Origin of the sequence: Paenibacillus glucanolyticus NBRC 15330, from assembly GCF_004000885.1 — a bacterium.
In the GTDB taxonomy this organism is placed as follows: Bacteria; Bacillota; Bacilli; order Paenibacillales; family Paenibacillaceae; genus Paenibacillus_AQ; species Paenibacillus_AQ glucanolyticus.
This window is the reverse complement of sequence record NZ_BIMC01000029.1, coordinates 1-21663: the sequence shown is the minus strand read 5'-3', so window position 1 is coordinate 21663 and position 21663 is coordinate 1. Positions and strand designations below refer to the sequence as shown.

Annotated in this window: 19 protein-coding genes; 10 read left to right on the top strand and 9 right to left on the bottom strand. The window is 49.7% G+C overall.

Annotated features, from left to right (window positions below; all coding sequences use genetic code 11):
• Positions 1 to 182 precede the first annotated feature (182 nt).
• A complete protein-coding gene (locus PGL02S_RS26180) occupies positions 183 to 1958 on the top strand; it encodes an ABC transporter ATP-binding protein (RefSeq protein WP_036643192.1) in 1776 nt (591 codons plus the stop codon).
• On the top strand, positions 1942 to 3795 hold the full coding sequence (locus PGL02S_RS26175) for an ABC transporter ATP-binding protein (protein ID WP_036643191.1): 1854 nt from the start codon (positions 1942 to 1944) through the stop codon (positions 3793 to 3795). Before PGL02S_RS26180 ends, PGL02S_RS26175 begins: the two co-directional genes overlap by 17 nt.
• Before the next feature lie 383 nt (positions 3796 to 4178).
• Here PGL02S_RS26175 and PGL02S_RS26170 read toward each other — a convergent pair whose 3' ends face one another.
• A complete protein-coding gene (locus PGL02S_RS26170) occupies positions 4179 to 5066 on the bottom strand; it encodes a LysR family transcriptional regulator (RefSeq protein WP_036643188.1) in 888 nt (295 codons plus the stop codon).
• Between the two features lie 205 nt (positions 5067 to 5271).
• On the opposite strand from PGL02S_RS26170, the gene PGL02S_RS26165 reads away from it, so the two are divergent.
• Both PGL02S_RS26165 and PGL02S_RS26160 read left to right on the top strand, forming a co-directional pair.
• Positions 5272 to 5865 carry an ankyrin repeat domain-containing protein gene (locus PGL02S_RS26165; RefSeq protein ID WP_036643187.1) on the top strand — a complete coding sequence of 198 codons (594 nt, stop codon included), beginning with the start codon at positions 5272 to 5274 and terminating at the stop codon, positions 5863 to 5865.
• Between the two features lie 59 nt (positions 5866 to 5924).
• Complete coding sequence (locus PGL02S_RS26160; protein WP_036643227.1) at positions 5925 to 7154, top strand: amidohydrolase family protein; 1230 nt, start codon at positions 5925 to 5927, stop codon at positions 7152 to 7154.
• 107 nt (positions 7155 to 7261) lie between these two features.
• Here PGL02S_RS26160 and PGL02S_RS26155 read toward each other — a convergent pair whose 3' ends face one another.
• The 3 genes from PGL02S_RS26155 to PGL02S_RS26145 form a co-directional block, all read right to left on the bottom strand.
• The gene (locus PGL02S_RS26155; protein ID WP_036643186.1) at positions 7262 to 7948 is read right to left on the bottom strand and encodes a G1 family glutamic endopeptidase; all 687 of its coding nucleotides are present in this window, start codon (positions 7946 to 7948) and stop codon (positions 7262 to 7264) included.
• Positions 7949 to 8183: 235 nt separating this feature from the next.
• The gene (locus PGL02S_RS26150; protein WP_036643185.1) at positions 8184 to 9077 is read right to left on the bottom strand and encodes an RCC1 domain-containing protein; all 894 of its coding nucleotides are present in this window, start codon (positions 9075 to 9077) and stop codon (positions 8184 to 8186) included.
• Positions 9078 to 9124: 47 nt separating this feature from the next.
• Positions 9125 to 9610 (bottom strand): anthrone oxygenase family protein, encoded by a 486-nt coding sequence (locus PGL02S_RS26145; RefSeq protein ID WP_063455946.1) that lies wholly within the window; start codon positions 9608 to 9610, stop codon positions 9125 to 9127.
• 413 nt (positions 9611 to 10023) lie between these two features.
• Between PGL02S_RS26145 and PGL02S_RS26140 the strand changes: the two genes are divergently transcribed.
• The 4 genes from PGL02S_RS26140 (at position 10024) to PGL02S_RS26120 (ending at position 14005) form a co-directional block, all read left to right on the top strand.
• Positions 10024 to 11424, top strand: coding sequence for an ABC transporter substrate-binding protein (locus tag PGL02S_RS26140; RefSeq protein WP_036643183.1), 1401 nt, complete (start codon positions 10024 to 10026; stop codon positions 11422 to 11424).
• A gap of 99 nt (positions 11425 to 11523) precedes the next feature.
• Entirely contained in the window at positions 11524 to 12414 is an 891-nt protein-coding gene (locus PGL02S_RS26135) for a carbohydrate ABC transporter permease (protein WP_006211910.1), read from the top strand.
• A gap of 16 nt (positions 12415 to 12430) precedes the next feature.
• Positions 12431 to 13264 carry a carbohydrate ABC transporter permease gene (locus PGL02S_RS26130; protein ID WP_006211909.1) on the top strand — a complete coding sequence of 278 codons (834 nt, stop codon included), beginning with the start codon at positions 12431 to 12433 and terminating at the stop codon, positions 13262 to 13264.
• A gap of 381 nt (positions 13265 to 13645) precedes the next feature.
• On the top strand, positions 13646 to 14005 hold the full coding sequence (locus PGL02S_RS26120) for a VOC family protein (protein ID WP_006211908.1): 360 nt from the start codon (positions 13646 to 13648) through the stop codon (positions 14003 to 14005).
• Between the two features lie 186 nt (positions 14006 to 14191).
• On the opposite strand, the gene PGL02S_RS26115 is transcribed toward PGL02S_RS26120, so the two are convergent.
• A complete protein-coding gene (locus PGL02S_RS26115; protein WP_036643182.1) occupies positions 14192 to 15541 on the bottom strand; it encodes an alpha-L-fucosidase in 1350 nt (449 codons plus the stop codon).
• A 119-nt stretch (positions 15542 to 15660) separates the two neighbouring features.
• Here PGL02S_RS26115 and PGL02S_RS26110 point away from each other — a divergent pair, with 119 nt between their 5' ends.
• Positions 15661 to 16488, top strand: a complete 828-nt coding sequence (locus PGL02S_RS26110) for an AraC family transcriptional regulator (protein WP_036643181.1) — start codon at positions 15661 to 15663, stop codon at positions 16486 to 16488.
• A 56-nt stretch (positions 16489 to 16544) separates the two neighbouring features.
• Here PGL02S_RS26110 and PGL02S_RS26105 read toward each other — a convergent pair whose 3' ends face one another.
• From PGL02S_RS26105 to PGL02S_RS26095, 3 genes are all read right to left on the bottom strand, one after another.
• A complete protein-coding gene (locus PGL02S_RS26105; protein ID WP_036643180.1) occupies positions 16545 to 16847 on the bottom strand; it encodes a putative quinol monooxygenase in 303 nt (100 codons plus the stop codon).
• Between the two features lie 5 nt (positions 16848 to 16852).
• Complete coding sequence (locus PGL02S_RS26100; protein ID WP_036643179.1) at positions 16853 to 17845, bottom strand: helix-turn-helix transcriptional regulator; 993 nt, start codon at positions 17843 to 17845, stop codon at positions 16853 to 16855.
• Between the two features lie 63 nt (positions 17846 to 17908).
• Positions 17909 to 18406 carry a DinB family protein gene (locus tag PGL02S_RS26095; protein WP_036643178.1) on the bottom strand — a complete coding sequence of 166 codons (498 nt, stop codon included), beginning with the start codon at positions 18404 to 18406 and terminating at the stop codon, positions 17909 to 17911.
• 388 nt (positions 18407 to 18794) lie between these two features.
• Here PGL02S_RS26095 and PGL02S_RS26085 point away from each other — a divergent pair, with 388 nt between their 5' ends.
• On the top strand, positions 18795 to 19166 hold the full coding sequence (locus tag PGL02S_RS26085; RefSeq protein ID WP_006211901.1) for a VOC family protein: 372 nt from the start codon (positions 18795 to 18797) through the stop codon (positions 19164 to 19166).
• A gap of 268 nt (positions 19167 to 19434) precedes the next feature.
• On the opposite strand, the gene PGL02S_RS26080 is transcribed toward PGL02S_RS26085, so the two are convergent.
• Positions 19435 to 20574: a zinc-dependent alcohol dehydrogenase gene (locus PGL02S_RS26080; protein ID WP_036643176.1), complete on the bottom strand. Its 1140-nt coding sequence runs from the start codon at positions 20572 to 20574 to the stop codon at positions 19435 to 19437.
• Positions 20575 to 21663: the final 1089 nt, after the last annotated feature.

Sequence of the window (21663 nt, the reverse complement as noted above, 5' to 3'; positions counted from 1 at the left end):
TATGTGTTCTGTTTCATGAAGTGGCATATGAAGGGTTTTATATATGTTGATGTGTCAATGAGGAAGGAGGACTGATTTTTTTCTAGAAACTATTAATATGGGAGTTTCACAGCAACGTACGGAAGGGGGAACGAATGAGGCTTATAAAAAATCAACTATCGGACAGGAAGTGATATGGGACATTGGACTCTCATCGAATACTTGGAGACTTTTTCAGGAAGACGTGGCTTTTCTACGTATTGTCGATTTGCTGCCATTTGGTTGCTAATATCATTCATGTGAATTTCCCTAGAGTGCTGGGCAATTTCACGGATGAATTGAAGGATGGTTTATTGTCAGGTGACGGCATTGTGCAGTATAGCTGGACGCTGCTTGGCATTGGTGTTGGTTTTGCCGTTATCGGCGGTATAGGGCAATATTTGGTCATGTATACGGGGCGTTACTTCGAATTTATGAACAGGCGCCGGCTGTTTGTCCACTTTACGGGACTCAGCGAGCAATTCTATTCCAAGAACGGCGTTGGCAAGCTGCTCAGTTATTTTATGAATGACGTGACTACGGTGAGGGAAGCAATCTCCATGGGGGTTAACCAGACGGCGAATGCCTCCATCTTGCTGGTGTCCACGATTGCAATGCTGCTGATTACGAATGTCCCGCTATATCTGGTGGCCGCAAGCATGGTTCCTCTGCTGCTGATACCGGTAATCGTGGTATGGCTTGGGCCAATGATTCGAAGAAGATCGCTTCAGGTACAGGAAGCGCTTGGCGTGATGACGGAATCGGCTGAGGAGCAGTTCGGCGGGATGCGTGTCACCAAGAAATTCGCGGTAGAAGACACGATGAAGCAGCGGTTTGGGACCACGGTGGACAACATCCGCAATAAACAGCTGAGACTGGTGCGCGTATCCTCCCTGTTTCAATCGATCATTCCGTTTCTTGGCGCCTCCTCACTCATTATTGCGCTCTCATTCGGCGGATACTTGACGATGGCGGGACGAATTACGGTCGGTAACTTTGTTGCATTGACGCTGTACATCCGCATGCTCATGAACCCGCTGCAGCAGATCGGCAATGTCATTAATGTTGTACAGAGAGCGAGGGCTTCGCTTGACCGGCTGAATGATCTGCTTGGCAAGCAGGCCGATATTAAGGAGCTGCCAGACGCCAAGGAGCTGGATTTGGAACATGCTGGAATCGAAGTGCAGGACTTATCCTTTTCTTACGATAGAGTAAACGGTCATGAAGATGGAGCCAGACATGTGCTGCGGGGCATTCGATTGGAGGTTCCGCCCGGTGCGACGTTAGGCATCATTGGCCGAACCGGCAGCGGGAAGACCACGCTGATGAAGCTGCTGCTGCGCACCTATGACCCGCCTCCGGGCACAGTTCAGATTGGTGGGGAGGATATTCGAAAGCTTACATTAAAGAGCCTGCGCGAAGGAATCGCCTATGTGCCGCAGGATGGCTTCTTGTTCAGCTCGACCATTCGGGAGAACATTGCTTTCTATAAACGGGATACCGAGACGGACGTTGTTGAGGAAGCGGCACACAAAGCCCGGGTATATGACAACATTGCTGAATTTCCTGACAAGTTCGAGACCCGTCTCGGTGAGCGGGGCATTACGCTTTCCGGGGGACAGCGGCAGCGGACAAGTCTTGCACGGGGGATTATCAAGAATGCGCCCATACTCATTCTGGACGATAGTGTGAGCGCCGTGGATGCGGTGACCGAGACAGAGATCATGGAGACGATTCGTGATATCCGCGAAGGCAAGACCACAATTATTATCGCCCACCGAATCAGTGCACTGAAGTTTGCCGATGAGATCATCGTCCTGGATGAAGGAGAGATAGTTCAGCGAGGTACACATGAAACCTTGCTGTCTGAGGACGGATTGTACCGGACGCTGCACGATATTCAGGAGGAGGGGATGAGACATCATGGCACAGGCCATTAACAATTGGCAGATGGATCAGAAGGCAGATCTGAATGCACCTCAGGCCAAGCCCAAGTATATATCCACATTCCGTGCTTTATCGGGTTATATGAAGGAACACCGGCTAACCTTTGCGGGGTTTATCGGCTGCACCTTGATTGCCATATCGGCAGAGCTGCTGCAGCCATATCTGATGAAAATCGCGATCGATGATAATCTGATGGTCGGAAAAAACGATTACCATGGCCTGATGATCATATGCGGCATTTATTTTTCGTTGTCGCTGCTAAGCATGCTGTTCACCTATCTGCAAAATAATTTGCTGCAGAAGGCAGGGCAGAGTATCGTGGCAAGCATTCGCAAACGGCTGTTTGCGCATATATCCAAGCTGTCGATGTCTTATTTTGATAAGGTGCCTAGCGGAAGTCTGATCACGCATGTATCCAGTGATACGGAAGCGATCAACCAGTTTTTTAACCAGGTGCTGCTCAGCCTGTTCCGGGACGGTTTTACCCTGGTCTTCATTCTGGTGATGATGTTCCAGCTGGATGTTACATTGACCCTGTACTGTCTGATCCTGCTGCCGATCATTGCGGGGATCGCGATAGCATTCCGGCGGTACATGCGCCATACCTATCAGATGGCCAGAACCCGCTTGTCCCGGCTGGTGGCTTTCGTAGCCGAGAACCTGTCGGGCATGAATCTGATTCAAGTGTTTCATCAGCAGAAGGAGCAGGAGAAGCAGTTCGAGGAGCGGAACAACTCGTATTTCAAGGCTAACATCCGGGAAATCCGGACAAATGTGCTGTTCAACCGATCCTATGAGATTTTGAACAATTTGGCGATCGCATTTGTGACATGGCTGGGCGGACAAGCTGTGCTTGGGACAACGCTTGAGTTCGGCGTACTCTATGCATTTATTACGTATATCCGTTTATTCTTTCAGCCGATTAATACGATTACCCAGCAGTGGAATACGCTGCAGTCGGCGACGGTGGCGATCAACCGGGTATGGGGCCTCCTGGCGATTCAACCGGAAGTTACGGATAAACCCAAGCCGGCGAAGATTGACAAGGCCGAGATTCAGGGACGCATCGATTTTAACCGAATTACGTTCGGATACGAAGGCGGGGCTCCAGTCATCCAGGATCTCGATCTTCATGTCAAGCCGGGAGAAATGATCGGAATCGTCGGGACCACCGGAGCGGGCAAAAGCTCGCTGATTAGCCTGCTGTGCCGTTTCTATGACGTAAATGAAGGAAGTATTCTGATTGATGGACTTGACATAAGAGAGCTCGCTCAATCGGATTTGCACCGGATTGTAGGCCTTGTACAGCAGGAGCCTTATCTCTATTCCGGTACGGTGCTGGACAATGTACGGCTGTTCGATGAGACCATTTCAAGGGAAAGAGTGATCGAGGCCTGCCGCTTTATCGGTGCGGATTCAATCATCATGCGGATGAAGGAAGGCTATGACACCCGGTTGTCTGAGCGTGGCAGCGGACTGTCCGCGGGAGAGCGCCAGCTGATCTCCTTCGCCAGAATCATCGTGTTCCAGCCAAAGATTCTCATCCTGGACGAAGCCACGGCTAATTTGGATTCGCACACGGAGCAGCTGATTCAGAACGCGCTGCATCTCGTTGCCGAGGGGCGGACGACCCTTGTGATTGCTCACCGCCTATCTACCATCATGGGGGCGGACCGGATTCTGGTTATGAGCAGGGGCCGGATTGTGGAGCAGGGCACCCATCAGGAGCTGCTCGATGCCCATGGATATTACGAAGAATTATATCTTCATTCCCAAGGCCAGAAGCAGGAGCGGGAGGACGTTGCCGGAACATGGCATCGAGCGAGGTAACCGTGATGGAACGAAAATAAGCTGTTAATCGAAGAGGCTGTCCCAAAAGGAGTTAAATGCGAGCAAGGGATAATCAATTCACTCAAAAGCAAAACAGAGGTGAAAACCGTCTGGAGAATGTCTTTCATGCACTCGGAACGAACGATTTCTTTTTGTGTTTTTTATATGAAGACGCACGAAAGCAGCGGAGAGAACGAAGCCATTTCCGGAAAAGCGGTAGCGATCGCCTTTGTCCCCGATATATCTTCCTTTAAGATGAATTCAGAATATTCGGGGGCAACAGCTATTGGAGGGATGCTTCGTTCCGCAGCGTCCTTATAACAGACAAAGGGGCATCCCTCAGGTCAAGTGACTTTTGGGACAGGCCCCTTTTTTGCTGAAGCTTACATATGTCTCGCTTTGGCGGCAGTCAGCAAATCGATAAAGTTCAGGGCCATTCTGGAAATGTGATAATCCTTCAGCCAGATTAGGGCGGTAGAAGCGGTAGCCGGGGTACCTGTGATTCTAAAGGCGTGAATGTGATCTGGCAAGTGCTGTTTAACCAGCGTCTCCGGTACGATCGCAACTCCAAAATCGGAGGCCACTAAACGCAGCAACAGGGAAATATCCGAGCATTCGGCGACAACGTTGGGCTGCAGGTTCTGCTCGGAGAAAGCCATCTGAATCGTATAATACACGCCTAATCCTTCGGTGCTGGGCAGAATAAGGGGATACTGCACGATTTGGGAGAGGGGCATTTCCTGTTCCAGGGATGCCTGCTGATCGGAGGCGAGTAAATAAAAGGGCTCCGTATGCAAATGAAGCACCGAGAAATCATCCAGTTCCAGCGGGAGGCGGACGATGGCTAATTCAAGTGCCCTGTTTCGAACGAGCTCACAGAGTTGATACGACTCATTTTGCTGGATTTTATACGAGACTTGGGGAAACTTTGCTCTGAATTCATGGAGCCAAGCAGGCAATTCTACCGAAGACAGAGTATTAATGCCAAGACGGAGCGTTCCCTTATCTCCGTTCCCGACCTCTTGAACCTCGGCTTTGGCCTCCTCCATGAGCTGGGTCATCTGCAGAGCATACTTGTACAGAGCTTTACCGGATTCCGTGATTTCAAGCCGCTTTCCCCGGCGGTATACCAAGATTGATCCGAGTTCTTCCTCCATCGCTTTCAGCTGCTGACTGAGAGGAGGCTGTGAGATATGCAGTCGATTGGCAGCGTGCGAGATGGTTCCTTCTTCCACAATGGCGATAAAATACCGGAGCTGTCGTATATCCATATAAACAAGCAAACCTCCTTGTATATGAAAAACCTTTGGAAAATCAATTTTTTATGTATTTTTCATATGCTTCAGTCTCATGTTAGCATACGAATATACACGATAGAAAGAGGGGGCGGTTCATGTGTTTCGTTTAACCTCGATTTTACTGATACTTTTCCTGTCGGCCTGTCAACCCCATTCCGATAAAAAAGAGGTGCAGAATATGGATCGTCAACTCATCGAATACGCTGAGCAAGGGAATACGGAGCAAGTGAAACGACTGCTTCAATCTGGAGCAAATATCAATGCGAGGAACGAGGAAGGAAGAACGGCGGTCCTGGCAGCAACCTACCATAATCAAGTGGAGACGGTAGAAGTCCTTATTCAGGCAGGCGCAGATATTAACATTCGCGATCATAATCGTAATAATGTATTCCTGTATGCCGGTGCGGAGGGGCTGCGCGATATTCTGAAGTTAGCAATCGATGCAGGCGCAGACGTGACAATAACCAATCGTTATGGTGGTACGGCTCTCATCCCTGCCGCGGATCGCGGGCATGTGGAGATTGTGCGGGAGCTGCTGACCCGGACGGATGTCGATATCGATCATATCAATAATCTGAACTGGACCGCGCTGCTTGAAGCGATCATTCTCGGTGACGGCGGTGAGAACCATCAGCAAATCGTGCAGCTGTTATTGGATCATGGTGCGGACGTTCATCTTGCCGACGGAGAAGGTGTAACTCCGCTGCAGCATGCGCAGGAGCGTGGATATCTGGAAATCGAACGTATTTTGTTGAATGCCATTAATGGGTAGCATGATCATATAAACAACGAAAGACAGTTACAAAGCAAATGCGGGAAGGGATGATCATGATGAATGAACAGAGTACCTCATATTGGCTGCTCCATGTCCGACTGGAAACGGGTTACCGCTACAAGGATGGGATCGTGACCGGAACGGAGACGGGATTATTTCATATGAAAATAGAGAATGGGGCATTCTCCGAGATTCGTCCTGCGGATGCTGTGCCTGAAACGGCATTGCCTGTGCGGGATGTAAAGGGTGGGCTAATGCTCCCGTCATTTCGAGATATGCATATCCATCTGGACAAAACTTATTATGGAGGCCCCTGGAAGGCACCGACCCGTCCCGCGAACGGCGTCTTTAGCCGGATTGAGGAGGAGCAGAGGCTGCTCCCCGAACTTCTTCCTACGGCCAAGGAAAGGGCGGAGGGGCTGCTGGATCTGTTAATAGGCTACGGATCGACACATATTCGTTCCCATTGCAACGTCGATCCCGTGGTTGGATTGCGAAATCTGGAGGCAACGCTGCAGGCTGTGGATGGCTACCGGGAGAAAGCCTTTGTGGAGATTGTAGCGTTCCCTCAGCATGGCCTGCTCCGCAGCCAGTCCGTATCACTGGTCAGGGAAGCGCTCCGGAATGGGGCAACCCTCGTAGGCGGACTGGATCCCGCAACGGTGGACGATGATACGGAAAAATCATTGAATGCCATGATGGAACTGGCGGTTGAGGCGAATGCTGGCATTGATATGCATTTGCATGAGCCGTCCCATATCGGGCTGAATACCTTTAAAGTATTGGCCGATCTTGTGGAAGATGCAGGCTGGGACGGGAGAGTCACGCTCAGTCATGCCCTTGCATTGGCAGATGTCTCATCAAGCGAAGTGGATGAAGTGGCGGCTCGGCTGGCGAACCTGGGGATTTCCATCACCTCTTCAGTACCACTCGGCCGAACCATTCCGATTCCTCAGCTGCACCGCCAAGGTGTAGGCGTTTCGCTTGGACAAGACAGTATTATGGATCACTGGTCCCCATTCGGCAAGGGAGACAATCTGGATAAGGCGGGCACGCTGGCCGAACGGTTCCATCTGATGGATGAGCGTTCGCTCGGACAGACGCTTGGCTTCATTACGGGAGGGGTTACTCCGTTAGACCGGGACGGGCAGTATGCATGGCCGAAAGTCGGGGATGCTGCCCATGCGGTCATTGTAGAAGCCAGCTGCTCTGCAGAGGCGGTTGCCAGAAGATCGCAACGGCGGGCCGTATTGTATAAGGGAATACCGGTTCACGGAACATTATAAAAAGACAGCCGCTGCATCCCGGAAATCAGAGGGGATGCAGCGGCTGTTTTTAGAGCTTCTTATAAGACGAGAGGATATTCCCTGACGCTTCGGTAAGGTCCGTTTCTTTATGAATGATCGCTTTTGACAACAAACCGGTCTCCAGCCCTGTTCGGGTTAGAAGGTATGGAGGTAATCTTCAAATCTTGAATCATAATGCCTCCATCCACTGAAATAAGTCGAGGACTCCTGCCGTTGGCCCGGCAGCAGGAGAAGATAACAGGAGATAGTCGTGCCATCTGGGCGAGTTCTCCATTCACTTGCGGAGCCTCAACGATCCATTCGGCAGAAGTCTGCGGACCGGTGTAGCGCTGCGACGTTCGAAAGGTCCAGTTGCGGGTTGAGTTGCGAAGGCAGATCAGCCAGATAGATCCGCTGCGCTTGATGATGGTGGCATGCATGCGGTCCCCCGGCTGGACAGGCAATGGAATGAGCGTAACCGAGGCCGGTAGAATCTCCCACCAAGCATAATAATAAGCCTTGCCGTCTATGAAATCATGACCGGTTCCGGTCTGAATCAGACTGTTGTTGCCATACCCGTCGATGCCGATCCATGCGGAGGAATAAGAAGCCCCCTGGCTTGGACGAAGAAACGGCACATTCCATTTGGCGGATACCCGCTTGAAGGTCCCCTTTTTTCCCGTAATGCTGTACCCGCTCCAATTACTTGACACCCATCCGATGTTACGATGCGGTTTGGCTGAAGTTTCAAGCTTGCATGTATGATTCCACTTATCAACCTTGAGAATCCCCATATCTCCACCGCCTTTACTAGATTGATAGTATATCTAATGAAGATTCGGTAGTGAAGGTATGGGTTTTCCGTTAGAAAGTTTGGACACACCTAGATCAGAGGAAACCACCCATGCCGAGGACAAGGGACAGCAGGCAAAGGTATCTCAGAGCAAACATTTGAATATTAATGCAAAAAAATAAACCATGCGAGGGAAATCGGCGCATGACTTATTGTATGTATTATTAATATTGAAACTAATTGCCGGGCAGTAGGATGCCATGCCAGCTGCTTACATCGCATTGGCCATATTTATTATCCCCCACGGCCACCACCGTGCCATCCGATTTAAGGCCAAGAGTATGCGCGCAGCCCGCTGCTACCGCCACTATATCACGCCAGCCGCTTACATTGCATTGGCCATGCTCATTCTTGCCTGCAGCCGCACACCTTCCGTCCGATTGAAGGCCAACGGTATGATAACTACCGGCCGCTATTGCCACCATACCGCGCCAGCCGCTTACATCGCATGCGTCAAACTTATTCAAGCCCACAGCGACCACCGTGCCGTCCGATTGAAGGCCAACGGTATGAAGGTAACCCGCTGCTATAGCCACGATGTTGCGCCAGTCGCTTACATTGCATTGGCTATATCGATTATTACCCGCAGCCACCACGGTGCCGTTCGATGTAAGCCCGATGGTATGCCAGTCACCTGCCGCAACCGCCACGATGTTGTGCCAGTCGCCTACATTGCATTGTCCTTCATTATTTCGACCTGCAGCGACCACCGTGCCGTCTGATGTAAGCCCGACGGTCCGACGCCAACCCGCTGCAACCGCCACTATATTTCGCCAGTCGTTTACATTGCATTGGTCATGTTTATTCCAACCCACAGCCGTCACTGTACCGTCAGATGTAAGACCAATGGTATGGGCATTACCCGTGTTGGTCGCCATATGAACATTACCAGCCGCAACCGCCACCATATCGCGCCAGCCACTTACATCACATTGGCCATATTTATTATCACCCACAGCTGTTACTGTGCCGTCTGATTGAAGACCAACGGTATGACGAGGGCCCGCCGCTATGGCATGATGTTTGGGAGATGCCCATTCCTTACAGAACCCGAGATTAGCCTGTTCCATTATGTTCTCCCTCCTTGTTTTTTTCTTTCCACTTGGATCATACAACATTAGCTTAAGCTGCGTAACGCCAAAACAAACATGACCAGCGCCCCGAGGGAAGTCACGGTTCTCACATGGTTCCACGGCGTCCAGCTTCCGAGATAGGTGTTCCACACCTCAGTACCGGTGCTGGTTCCGGGGTCAACGGTAGCTAACGCATCATTTAGCGGGACGTTGAATGCTATCGTTACGATAAATCCCGCCAAATACAGCAGGCTGGCCCCAAGCAGGTGCAACGAGCCGGGTTCCCCCCAGTGTATGATTGACACGATGGCAAGCGCAATGCTGGTGAGCGCCGTTCCCATAAATAATGTGCTGAATGTGGGATTTAGAATGGATACATTGATGGATTGCATCGCGTTGATCCCCTGTTCATTGGGAATTCGGGACAACGCGGTCATCATGAAGGAAGAGAACGCGAAGAACAGCCCGGCGATCAGCCCTGAGCCTACTACTGAGAATAAAGTCAGCAGGAAAATAAAACGGTCACTCATAGAATGGAAACCTCCAGTTTTATAAGGGGATTTTTTCGGCATCAATTCGATGACGAAGAATACGTTGAATTTATGATATACATTAGATTGTTTGTACATACAAATATAATGGGGTTTCCATCCAAAGTAAAGACCCAAATGCGAAATGGATTATCATAAAGGTCATTAAATTAATATTTTCTATATATGGTAAATATAAGAATATTTATTCGTGAATGCTCATATGATGGATAAGGAAAAAAAACGCATAAAGAACGGTAAAGGCCGCTTGCACCAAGCGGTCTCTTTGTCATGAAAAAAAGTTCAGAATATCCTCACTATTTTGAAAATAGAGATGAATATACGCTTTCGTAAGCGTATACAAAATTTGGATAGTAAATCGATTTTTGCTGCAGCCAAAAGGAGGGATACGTATGAAGTCAGGCAAGAGGGGATTTTGGCTAGTCACGACAGCGGTATTGAGTGTTTCTTTGTTATTCGGTTGCACCGGTGGCAAGGGAACGCCGAGTGAAGCCGGCAATCCGGAGCCAGGAAAGGGTGGAGAGACAGCCAAGAAAACCATTACCGTTACGTTTCGGGATGACGGGATCGGCGAGAACGGAGCGTTCTATAAATGGCTCAAGGAAGTATCGGCAAGTTACCCTGACAAGAGCGTAGAGATCAAGCCGACACCGATTCAGGCATCGGAAGGCGATTATTTTGCCAAGGTAGCGTTGGCACTGAAGTCTAAAGATACGGCGCCGGATATCGTGACAGAGGATACCTTTATCTTGAACTCCGATGCGAGCGCGGGCTATCTGGAACCGCTTGACGAGAAATTGGCGGCATGGGAGGACTGGGGCAACGGTTCTTTTATTGAAGCGATGAAGAAGGGAGTTACGGCCAGCGATGGCAAGGTATACGGAGTGCCGTACAATACGGATTCCAGGGGACTCTGGTATAACAAGGACATTTTTAAACAAGCGGGTCTTCCCGAGGACTGGCAGCCGAAGACTTGGGAGGACGTCTTAAGTGCCGCGCGAACCATCAAGGAGAAAACGCCTGATGTGGTGCCAATTTGGATGAATATGGGCAAGGCAACAGGCGAAGCCACTTCCATGCAAACCTATGAAATGCTCCTCTACGGTACAGGTGAAAGACTGTATGACGATGCTGGCAGCAAATGGATTACCAAAAGCCAGGGCATTCTCGATGCGCTGACCTTTGTGGAGACGGTCAATAAAGAGAAGCTTGGACCGCCACTGTCCAAAGTATTGAATGGTCAGGCAGGCAATACAGCTTCCCGTGAATACTTGCCGCAAGGCAAGCTGGCGATTTCCCTTGACGGCTCATGGATCACAGGCAACTATATGGAATCCGGCGCAGCCCCATGGCCTGAATACAAGGATGTGTTAGGCTTCGCGCCAATGCCGACCAGCCAAGGGCAGGACCCTGGCTCGATCACGCTGGCCGGAGGATGGGCATTATCGATTCCAAGCCATTCGAAGAATATAGACGAGGCTTGGGCCTTCATCCAATATGCACTGAATAAGGAAAACACCCAGAAGCTCGTGATGGCGTCCGGTAATATCACGGTACGTGCCGATGTAGCCAAGGATCCGGAATATACAAAAATGCCATTTAACGAAATTGCGACGGAGTACCTCAAGAACGCAGAGTTCAGACCAGCACAAGAGAAATATCCGGAAGTGTCAACACAGATTCAGACGATGGTGGAGTCGGTGGCAACGGGAACCTCGCCTGCGGACGCAATGAATAAATATGCGCAGGATGTCACCCGCATTGTCGGGGCGGATCATGTGGTGGAGAAATAGTTCGATATAGCCACGCAATGCTTGCTCAAGTCCTCCCTTATTACACGGAGGCTTGGGCAAGCGGTTTTTCAGATGATCAGCATGGAAGGAGAACTATACATGAGCAGTCTGTCCGTGGATGTTTACCCTAAACGAAAAAAATCGTATACCTGGCTCTTCTTTTTGCTTCCTTCAATCGCGATTATGCTCGTGTTTTTTGTATATCCGATCCTGCTAACGTTCTTCTATTCCTTTACGAATTTGGCGTTAACAGGCGAAGCGGCGAGGGAGCTTAAATTTATCGGCTTCGATAACTATGCCCGGATGTTCCAAGATCCTACGGTCAGGATCAGTATCTGGAATACGCTTATTTTCCTTATCGGATCGGCGGTCATCGGGCAGCAGGTGCTGGGATTTCTCATCGCACTCCTGATGAAGCAGAGGAATAAAACCTTTCGGCGGGTGATCGGAACGATTGTGCTGGCCGGCTGGGTAACGCCTGAAATTGTATGTGCCCTGTGCTTGTACAGCTTCTTCGGAGATGAAGGCACGCTGAATGCAATCATTACCTTTTTCGGATTTTCGGAGGTGACCTGGTTATTTACGGTTCCGATGCTAACCATCATTCTTGCGAACATTTGGCATGGCACCGCCTTCTCCATGCTGGTGTTCCAGGCTGCATTGGATGATGTGCCCAACGAGATCGAGGAGGCGGCGGTGGTGGACGGTGCGTCCAAGTGGAAGATCTTCACACGCATTATTGTCCCTTATATTAAAGGAACCATTACAACCAATATGATGCTGGTTACATTACAGACACTGGGCGTATTTGGGCTCATCTACGCGATGACCGGCGGCGGTCCGGGGAACTCGACCACAACGCTGCCCATCTTTATGTACAACCAGGCGTTTGTGAACTATCAGTTAGGTTATGGAACCGCGATATCCTTGCTGCTGCTGCTGATCGGAATTGTGTTAAGTCTGCTGTATATCAGGTCGATGAAAGAGTAACCAGAGGTGATATCATATGAATGCCAAACAACGTAAATTAGTCTATCGAATCCTGCCCTATGCCATTCTTGCGGGGATCGGAATCTGTTTTGTGCTGCCGCTGCTCTGGGTGCTTGTGGCCTCAGTTGACCCCAACGCGATGCAATCCTTGAAGGTACCCAGCAAAATTACCGGTGCCAACTATGTAGAAGTCATTACTAGCAGCGAGAATCAGCGTGCTTATCTCATTGGCCTGGTGATGTCGCTTGGCCAAGCCATCCTTGTTGTCCTGTTGGCCCTGCTCGCAGCCTATCCGTTGTCCCGATATCAGATGAAATACAAGAAACCCTTTATGCTGACCATTCTGTTCATGACATCCCTGCCGATTACGGCCGTTATGGTGCCTGTATACCAATTGTTCCTTGGATTGAAGCTGTATGACAATATCTTTGGCGTTATTCTGTTCTATGTAGCGTCATCGATGCCATACGGGATATGGATGATGAAGAATTTCATGGATTCCGTGCCGAATGATCTGGAGGAAGCCGCCTGGGTGGACGGAGCTTCCGTGTTTACGGGAATGCGTAAGGTGGTTGCACCGCTGATGGTGCCGGGGATTTGCACCGTGGCGATCTTTACCTTCTCCGGCAGCTGGGGCAATTTCTTTGTTCCGTATATCCTGCTGCAATCGCCTGAAAAATTCCCTGCCTCCCTGAAGCTGTATCAGTTCTTCGGGCAGTACGGCATGGTGGATTACGGCAGCTTGGCCGCTTTCTCGGTGCTGTATGCTATTCCGGCGATCATCATGTACATTCTCTCCCAGCAGTTTATGTCCAAGGGCTTCGGGCTGCAGGGCGGAACGAAGGGGTAGGTTGCAGGGCAGGCAGACACTCCTGCTCAACATTCGAAAACGGCAGAAATGCCGTTTTTTTGTTCTGTGTTCTGTGTTTTGTGTTTTGTGTTTTGTGTTTTGTATTTTGTGTTTTGTGTTTTGTGTTTTGTGTTTTGTATTTTGTGTTTTGTGTTTTTTGTTCTGTATTCCGTGCTCTGTGTTTCGGAGAACCTGTCATCAGGGGCGCGTTTGCCGACTCATCTTGGAGCCCTATGGTATGGGGAGCAAGAATTATGGACAGGTTGGAGGGAAGTCTGTTTTTATTGGAAATATTTGTTATACTTTAGACAGGATATCACGGATGAAGAGGATTCCGTCGTTTCGATGGGGTATCTCAACACTGAGAAATGGGGGGAGAACATGAGAGTCAAACGAATCGTCGCTAATATTGGCACAAAGGAGATCGCAGCCGCAAAGACGTTTTATCAAGATGTGTTAGGTCTGGATATATTAATGGATCACGGCTGGATTGCGACCTATGGCTCGCAGGATGTGATGACCATTCAGCTCAGCTTTGCTTCGGAAGGAGGCGGCGGCACGCCTGTGCCGGATCTGTCAATCGAAGTGGATGATATAGAGACTGTGCTGAAGGACATGAAGGGAGCAGGCTTTCGCATTGAGTATGGTCCTGTTGACGAGCCATGGGGAGTCCGGCGATTTTTCGTCCGGGATCCGTACGGCAAGTTAGTCAATATACTGGCTCATCTATCGCATGATTGAGGATCATTTGTGGCCAGATTCAATCAGGCCCGTGGGCTGCTGAAATAGGGTTTGCGCTACTGACTCGCGGCTGGATGCGGGAGGATGTGGGTATGTAGAACATGAAAAAAGAGCCAGACGTGATGTCGAAACATCACGTCTGGCTTTTCTGGCAAAATATACGGTTCGGATGATGCAATCGTATCGTTACGAACGATCCGGTTCGTCAATCAGCTCCAGTTCAATCACGGTATTGCGTTTGTCCGGAAGCGGATAAGTAAAGTGCTCCGGCCGGGTGAAATTCACAAACGCATCCTCGGTGAATTCCGCTGCGCTCCAGGGGCGGCTGAGGAACAATTCGTATCCGTCTGCCAGCAGGCGGGCCTTCTTCACTTTGTCGGCCATGCCGATGAGATTGATCGGTCCAATGGACTCCTCGAAGACATGGGCGTACAGTTTGTTGCCTTTTTGGGTGTAGCGTCCCCATTCCGGCTTAGGATAATCCGCAGCCGCGCAGCCGTAGATGCTGTCGCTGTTCTTGCTCATCCAGTCACCGATTTCCTCCAGCACGTCGAGGCTTTCCTTGGGAATGACACCTTTGGCGTCTGGTCCAACGTTCAGCAGCATGTTGCCATTCTTGCTTACGCATTCCACCAGCTTGCGGATTATGGTCGTTGAGGACTTGTAATTGCGGTCGGCTGCTGCATAACCCCAGTTATTGTTCAGCGTAATGCAGGCTTCCCATGGAATCGGGGCGCCTGTCTCATCTACGACACCATGCGGTGGAATGATCTGTTCGGGCGAAGCAAAATCACCGCTGTAAATGGAAGGATCGCTGGTATAGATGCTGCCGCCGCTCTCGCCGCTGCCCTCCAGCCGATTATCGATGAGAATGTGCGGCTGCAGCTCGCGAATCATTTTCATGAGCTCGGTAGCGCGCCATACCTCGCCGCGCATCGTATCATACGAGAAGTCAAACCACATTATATCGAGCTTGCCATAGCCTGTCAGCAGCTCGCGTACCTGGCCATGCATGTAATCCAGATAACGGTCGAAGTCTTTCGGGTCGCGCTTGAAGGATTCGTTGCCCCGCATCGGATGAATGCGGTCTCCATAAGCAGGATAGTCTTCATGATGCCAGTCGATGAGGGAGAAGTAGAGGCCGACTTTCAGACCTTCCTCGCGGAAAGCTTCCAGAAACTCCTGCACGAGGTCCCGGCCGGCTTTGGTATTCGTTGATTTATAGTCAGTCAGCTTGCTGTCGAACAAACAGAATCCATCATGATGCTTGGCCGTAAGCACCGCGTATTTCATGCCAGCTTTCTTGGCGGCCTTGGCCCATTCCCGGGGGTTATAGTCTACGGGGTCAAATTCATCAAAATACGTCTGATAGTCTTCGATACTCATCTGTTCCGAACTTCGAAGCCATTCGCCTCTTGCCGGAATCGAGTAGAGACCCCAGTGGATAAACATGCCGAAACGGTCGTTCTGGAACCATTGCACACGCTGGTTTCGATCTTGAATGACTTGATTGCTGGGAGTGGTAGTCGTTGTCATGGAATCAAACCTCCGATTCTTGGAATTGTCGAGTTTGATTTTAACAAGAATGTGTTAGTATGAATAGATAATTACTTAACTCTGACGGGTATTATAATAACTTTAGAGGACAATCGAAGATGAAGAATGAACGAAATGAACATGAAGCTATCCAGCAAATGCTCCTGAATATGCAGGTCCAGATCTGGGAGGCAGAGAGAACGCAGTGCTGGCCGGAGTGGAAGGAATTCGACTATACCGTGTCCTACAACAAGCTCTATTTTATTCTGGATGGTGAAGGATGGGTAAAGATCGGCGATGAGGAACTGTATCCTGTCCCGGGTCAATTGATTCTGATGCCGGCAAGGACCAAGCAGTCCTATTCTGTCATCAGCGGCCGTCCCTATCTGAAATATTGGTCGCACTTCTCGGCGACTGTGGGCGATTCGGATGTATTTTCTTGGCTGAACGTTCCCTACAGCTATGACTTAACGGACAATGCGGAGATGCCCCTGTTATTCCAGCAGCTGGTGGATGCGCATCGCACCCGTTCCATCGCCGCTCGCTTGAAGGAGAAGTCGGTGATGCTGGATATTCTCTCCAGGGTGTTCGATCAACAGCAGCCTCAGATTCATGCGGACAAAATGGAGGATATGAGCAGGCTTCACACCGTTCAGCAGTTTATCAAAAACCACCTGCACGAAGAGATCACGCTGGAGCAGATGGCGGGGACATTGCATTTGCATCCGAATTATTTTATTAAGTACTTCAAACGGCATTTCGGAATCACGCCGCAGAAATACTTGAGCCTCAAGCGAATGGAGCAGGCTAAACTTATGCTTAGAACAACGCCTCTGAGCATAAAGGAGATTGCGGACGCAACCGGCTTTGAGTCAGCCAATTATTTCTCGAAAACATTCCGCAAAGAAGTAGGTTACAGTCCTTCGGAATATCGTAACAATATATAACGGAAGAGGCTGTCCCCCAAGTTTCAATCGGGGACAGCCTCTTTGCTTGTATAAACCTAGAATCCTTTACCTCCAAGCGGCTTCAGCTTAAGCGGTTCAGCGCCGGCAATCAGCGGGCGTCCGCGCTTCAGCAGCTCGGAAGTGTCGGCCCCCTCCAGCGAAGCTGCATGTGCGTCTTGGCTGCTCCACAATTCCGTGACCCATACAGCATTCGGATCGCTGTCCGAGACATTGACGATATAAAGCTCACAATCTTTGTTATCACGAAGTAACGCTGCTGCTTCGAGCAGGATCTCCGCAAGTTCATCACGCTTGCCCGGATGGGCAATCAGCTTGCCGTACATCGCAAATTTTTCCATCGTTATCACCCTTCATTATTGGTCATCGCCGTTATCATTTGTTCATAATGGTGCGCCATGTCCGTTGTTATCTCTGACAGTTTCAAGACGAGGGAGGCAGGCTCAAGGATGTGTAAAGATTTGCCGTAGGGGAGAAGGAAATAGGGAACGTAGGCTGTCAGTGAGGACGAGCCTAATTGGAAATGGGCTTCTCCAGGCAGACGTTTGACAAGGGCATGTCCGAATAACCAGTGTTGACTTAATTCATTCAGAACATGCTCATGCCCCTGAATGACGACCGTAACGAGAGGTTCATGGTTGCCGGGATCGGGCAGCAGAGCGCCAAGCAATGCATCCCTGGCCGAAAAATCAGCGGGCCGCTCGAAATGTTGGTCCGTCATCTCCAGTCCGATGATTCGATCCACACGGAAATTGCGTATTTCTTGACGCAAGCGGCAGTATCCGGCGGCATACCATTGCCCTTTCCAATGGATGATGCTGTAAGGGTCAAAGTCACGGGAGACGGTGCCGCCCTCACGGCCGTTTGAATAGATCATCTTCAAGGTTTGACCGTGTGCGGAGGAAGTCTCCAGCATTTGAAGCAGCGATCGCTGCTCTTCATGTACGGGGGGCTGCAATACCGAGAGGCCGCTGCTGTGCCGCTCCATTTGATGAAGCTGCTTCTCATTCGTATAACGCTTCAACTTGTCGATGGCCCGCTGCAGCACATCGGTGAATGGATAGCCGGTTTCTTTGGCAAAAATCGAAGCGTGAACCAATGCCTTCTGTTCTTCGGCATCAAACAGCAGCGGGGATTCCGCAAAATGACCCAGAATCCGGAATCCGCCGTTCGGTCCTGAATCGGCGATGATCGGCGCACCGCTGGCGCATAAGGAATCGATACAACGGTATACCGTTCGAACATGGATTTCCAGCTCATCAGCGATTTGATGTGCGGTCACCTTTCTACCTGAGCGAAGCATCCACAGGATTGACAGCATATTGTCTGCTTTGGACATCAGGGGGCGCCCCTTTCAGTTGAAGATGGTCTGGAGTATGCGTTCGAGTAGATTGTATCCTTTTTACACTAAAGGGTCCATGCCTCTATCGATCCAGGAATCGTAGGTCGGACCGTAAAGTTCGGGAATGCGCAGGCCGGCTTGTCTCATCAGCACCGTCATTTGTCCACGGTGATGGGTTTGATGCATGAGGGTGAAGTGCAGGAATCCCGCGTTAGTCCAAAGCTCTCCATCGAATTCTCGTGTTTCTTGAAGATCTTCCTCACTCCACTGCGACTTAACGGCATCCAGAAGGGCATGTCGGATGCGGCGATAACTAGCCTGAATCTCGGCAGCGGAATCCGGGATTTCTTGCTCGCGAGACGGGCCTTCAAATTGTAGTCCGAGCATGTTCATATACTGAATCGACATCACCAAATGCCAAGCCAGCTGACCAAGGGTGCGGTGCTGATCCGTAATCGCCGTTTTTAGGGAGTCGTCGGTCAAAGCGTCCATGACTTGTTCCGTTATGCGGGCTTCTTTTAACCATTCTGCATTAAAATCCTCGATACTCATGTTCATGTGTAACCCTCGCTTTGCATTAGATTGATTGTGCTGCTGCAAGTCGAGTATATCTAATAATTCCTGACAGTTATGGTCAGTGATGAAGCGTTCAATAGAATATAATTCCGGAGTGATTGTGATGACACTTTATATTGCCAGCAATCAGATTTTCTCCATTCACTGGGCGACTCCATTCGGAGAGCAGGAGGTCGAGATTATGCTGAAATCGCGCTCAAGAAGTATTGGATTGGTATGATGGATTTCGGACATATGTGCCAAAGTTGGTATAAACCTATTTCAGGTTCATGAAATTGTCGAGAGAATTCAGTAATTCAGCAATCCGGAAGAATTTTGCTGCAGTCTGTCTGATACACTGTCTCTAAACAACGAAATGGAGGTTGGTATCATGTCATTAGCGGATATTCGGTTTCTCGGCGGTAATAATATCGCACTCAAAATTCCAAAATTCAAGTATGACGAAACCGTGCATTTTTACAAGGAAATATTGAAGCTGCCGTATTTGGGTTATAAGGATAATGCTCATGCCTTTCAGCACGGCCCTAACACCTTGTGGCTGGATTGCATGATCAATTATGCCCAGCAGGATGTGTGGCTGGAGGTGGGTGCCAACGATTTGGATGAGGCAGCTGAGTATCTGCAGGAGCATGGGGTGAGCCGCAGAGACGAGGTGGAGGTCCATGAGAATTCGAAAGGCTACTGGATATCCGACCCTTGCGGGACAATTATTCGTGTGAATGCGAGAAAAGCAAGTGAATAAGATAGCCGATAGGCGTTATTATTTCAACATATGAAAAATTCACAATAGATAGGTAAGATGTATCTATTTCTTGCATGCTAGTATTGGTATCTCTGTAAGGATGGTAGGCGTTATTCCGTTTGTATCCAGCGGAAGCCGAGCTTGCTTACATAGAGCGATTTGAATATGGAGACGGCTCAAAAACGAAAAACCAAGCAGAGTTTCACAGCCTATGGCCGTGAGGGACTGCTTGGTTTGGTTCACTGGAACTCATCGGAAATGAGGGAGCTTAGGGCTTTAATACCACCTTGGTGCATTCATCTTCGTGCTCATAGAATATCCGGTAGGCTTCACTTGCTTGTTCCAGTGGAATCCGGTGAGATACAATTTCGGTTGGATCGAATTCACGGGCCGTGATTTTCTTGAACAGCTCCGGCATGTAATGGATCACGGGGGCCTGTCCCATGGTCAGGGTAATGTTTCTCTCAAAGATATGCCCCAGCGGGAACATGTTATATAAAGAGCCGTATACGCCCGTTATCTGAACGGTACCGAATTTACGGACAGCCTCGATCGCGATATCGATTGCACTCAACGTACCGCCCTGGATCTTCAGCTTCTGACCGATGGCTTCCAAAGGGGATTTCTTGCCGTCCATACCTACGCAATCTATGACGATATCCGATCCACCCTTGGTAATTTCGCGGATGTATGCGCCCATATCATCATAATCTTCAAAATTGTAGATCTCCACGTTGTTCATCTGCTTTGCCTTTTGTAATCGGTAAGGGAGACGGTCAACGGCGATGACCCGTTTAGCCCCTTTCATCCACGCGAATTTCTGCGCCATCAGACCGATGGGCCCGCATCCAAGCACCGTTACGATATCGCCCGGCTTCACACCGGCATTCTCCACACTCCAATATGCTGTGGGCAGGACGTCGGACAAGAAGAGAAGGGCCTCATCCTCCAGCTCGCACGACTCCGGAATGACCAGCGGCATAAAGTTTCCGTACGGAACTCTCAAAAATTCTGCTTGGCCGCCCGGGTAGTTTCCGTAGCGTTCGGTGAAACCCAAATAACCGCCTGTATGGATATCGTGGTTTCCGTTGGAGTTGTCGCATTGGCTCTCCATATCGTGATTGCAATAGTAGCAATGGCCGCATGACACATTGAACGGGAGCACGACGCGATCGCCCTTTTTCACGCGCGTCACGTTTGCCCCGACTTCTTCCACAATCCCCATCGGCTCATGACCGATGACATAATCCTTTGCCGCAGGCAGAGCTCCTTGGTAGATATGAAGATCGGAACCGCAAATGGCCGTCGATGTAATGCGGACGATCATATCGTCCTGGGTCTGAATGGTAGGATCCTCAACTTGTTTGACCTGAATGTCTTTTGCACCTTGATATGTGACTGCTCTCATACGTACCCTCCTTATGCGATGAATCTCCCCTTTTTTCTTACCCATTTTTACATATTTGCGAACATGGATATGGATATTCATGCAAGCATGGATTGTACAGATTGCAAAATCACGTTCACTCTGAACAGTATGAAAAACATAAAAAAGCAAGCAACCCTCGAATGCCTAGCGGCTAAGCAGATGAATGGGGTAACGCACTCGCTTCTTCTACTACATAGTGGATATCATGACCAAGTTCCTTAATGATCATGCAGTCCTGCGCAGGAGGTTAATCCTAAATATGAGATCCTCACGGCATCGTTCGTTCTCATTGATTTTAATGAGTCGATCCCTAATCCTAACGAGGTTGTTTCTATCGTGTGTTTGGTTATGAACAGGGGTTGCGGACGGCTGCTTAGTCTTTGTTACTCGGCGCGTAGCCGATAATTAATCGCGTGTGCTTCCCAAACAATTTTTGACAGTACTCGCGTGAGCTGGGTGTAGTCCGTTTGCTGAACATTTCTTGGTGGTGCTCGCGTGAGCTGGGTATGGTCTGTTTGCTGGACATTTCCTGCAGTAACGGACCTGAGAGCCGCTATTTTAGATAAAATAGCCTGATTTTGAGACTAACGGACAGGGAGGCCGTTATTTGTCTGAAAAACGGGCGAAGTTACCTCTAAATCTGCGAATAGCGATCCTCAGGTCCATTAGATTTTTGAACTGGACCTTTTTAAGCTAATAAGGTCCTGTCGGTCCGTTAACCAAGGGAGTGACATTGGCATGGTCTGTTTGCTGAAGATTTCCTGGGAGTAACGGACCTGAGAGCCGCTATTTTAGATAAAATAGCCTGATTTTGAAACTAAGGGACAGGAAGGCCGTTATTTGTCTAAAAAACGGGCGAAGTTACCTCTAAATCTGGGAATAGCGTTCCTCATGTCCCTTAGATTTTTGAAGTGGACCTTTTTAAGCTAATAAGGTCCTGTCGGTCCGTTAACCAAGGGAGTGACCTTGGCATGGCCTGCTTTCCCAGTAATTCTTGGCAGTCCTCATGTGAACTCGGTATAGTCTGTTGGCTGGACATTTTTGGAAGTGCTCGCATGAGTTCGATAT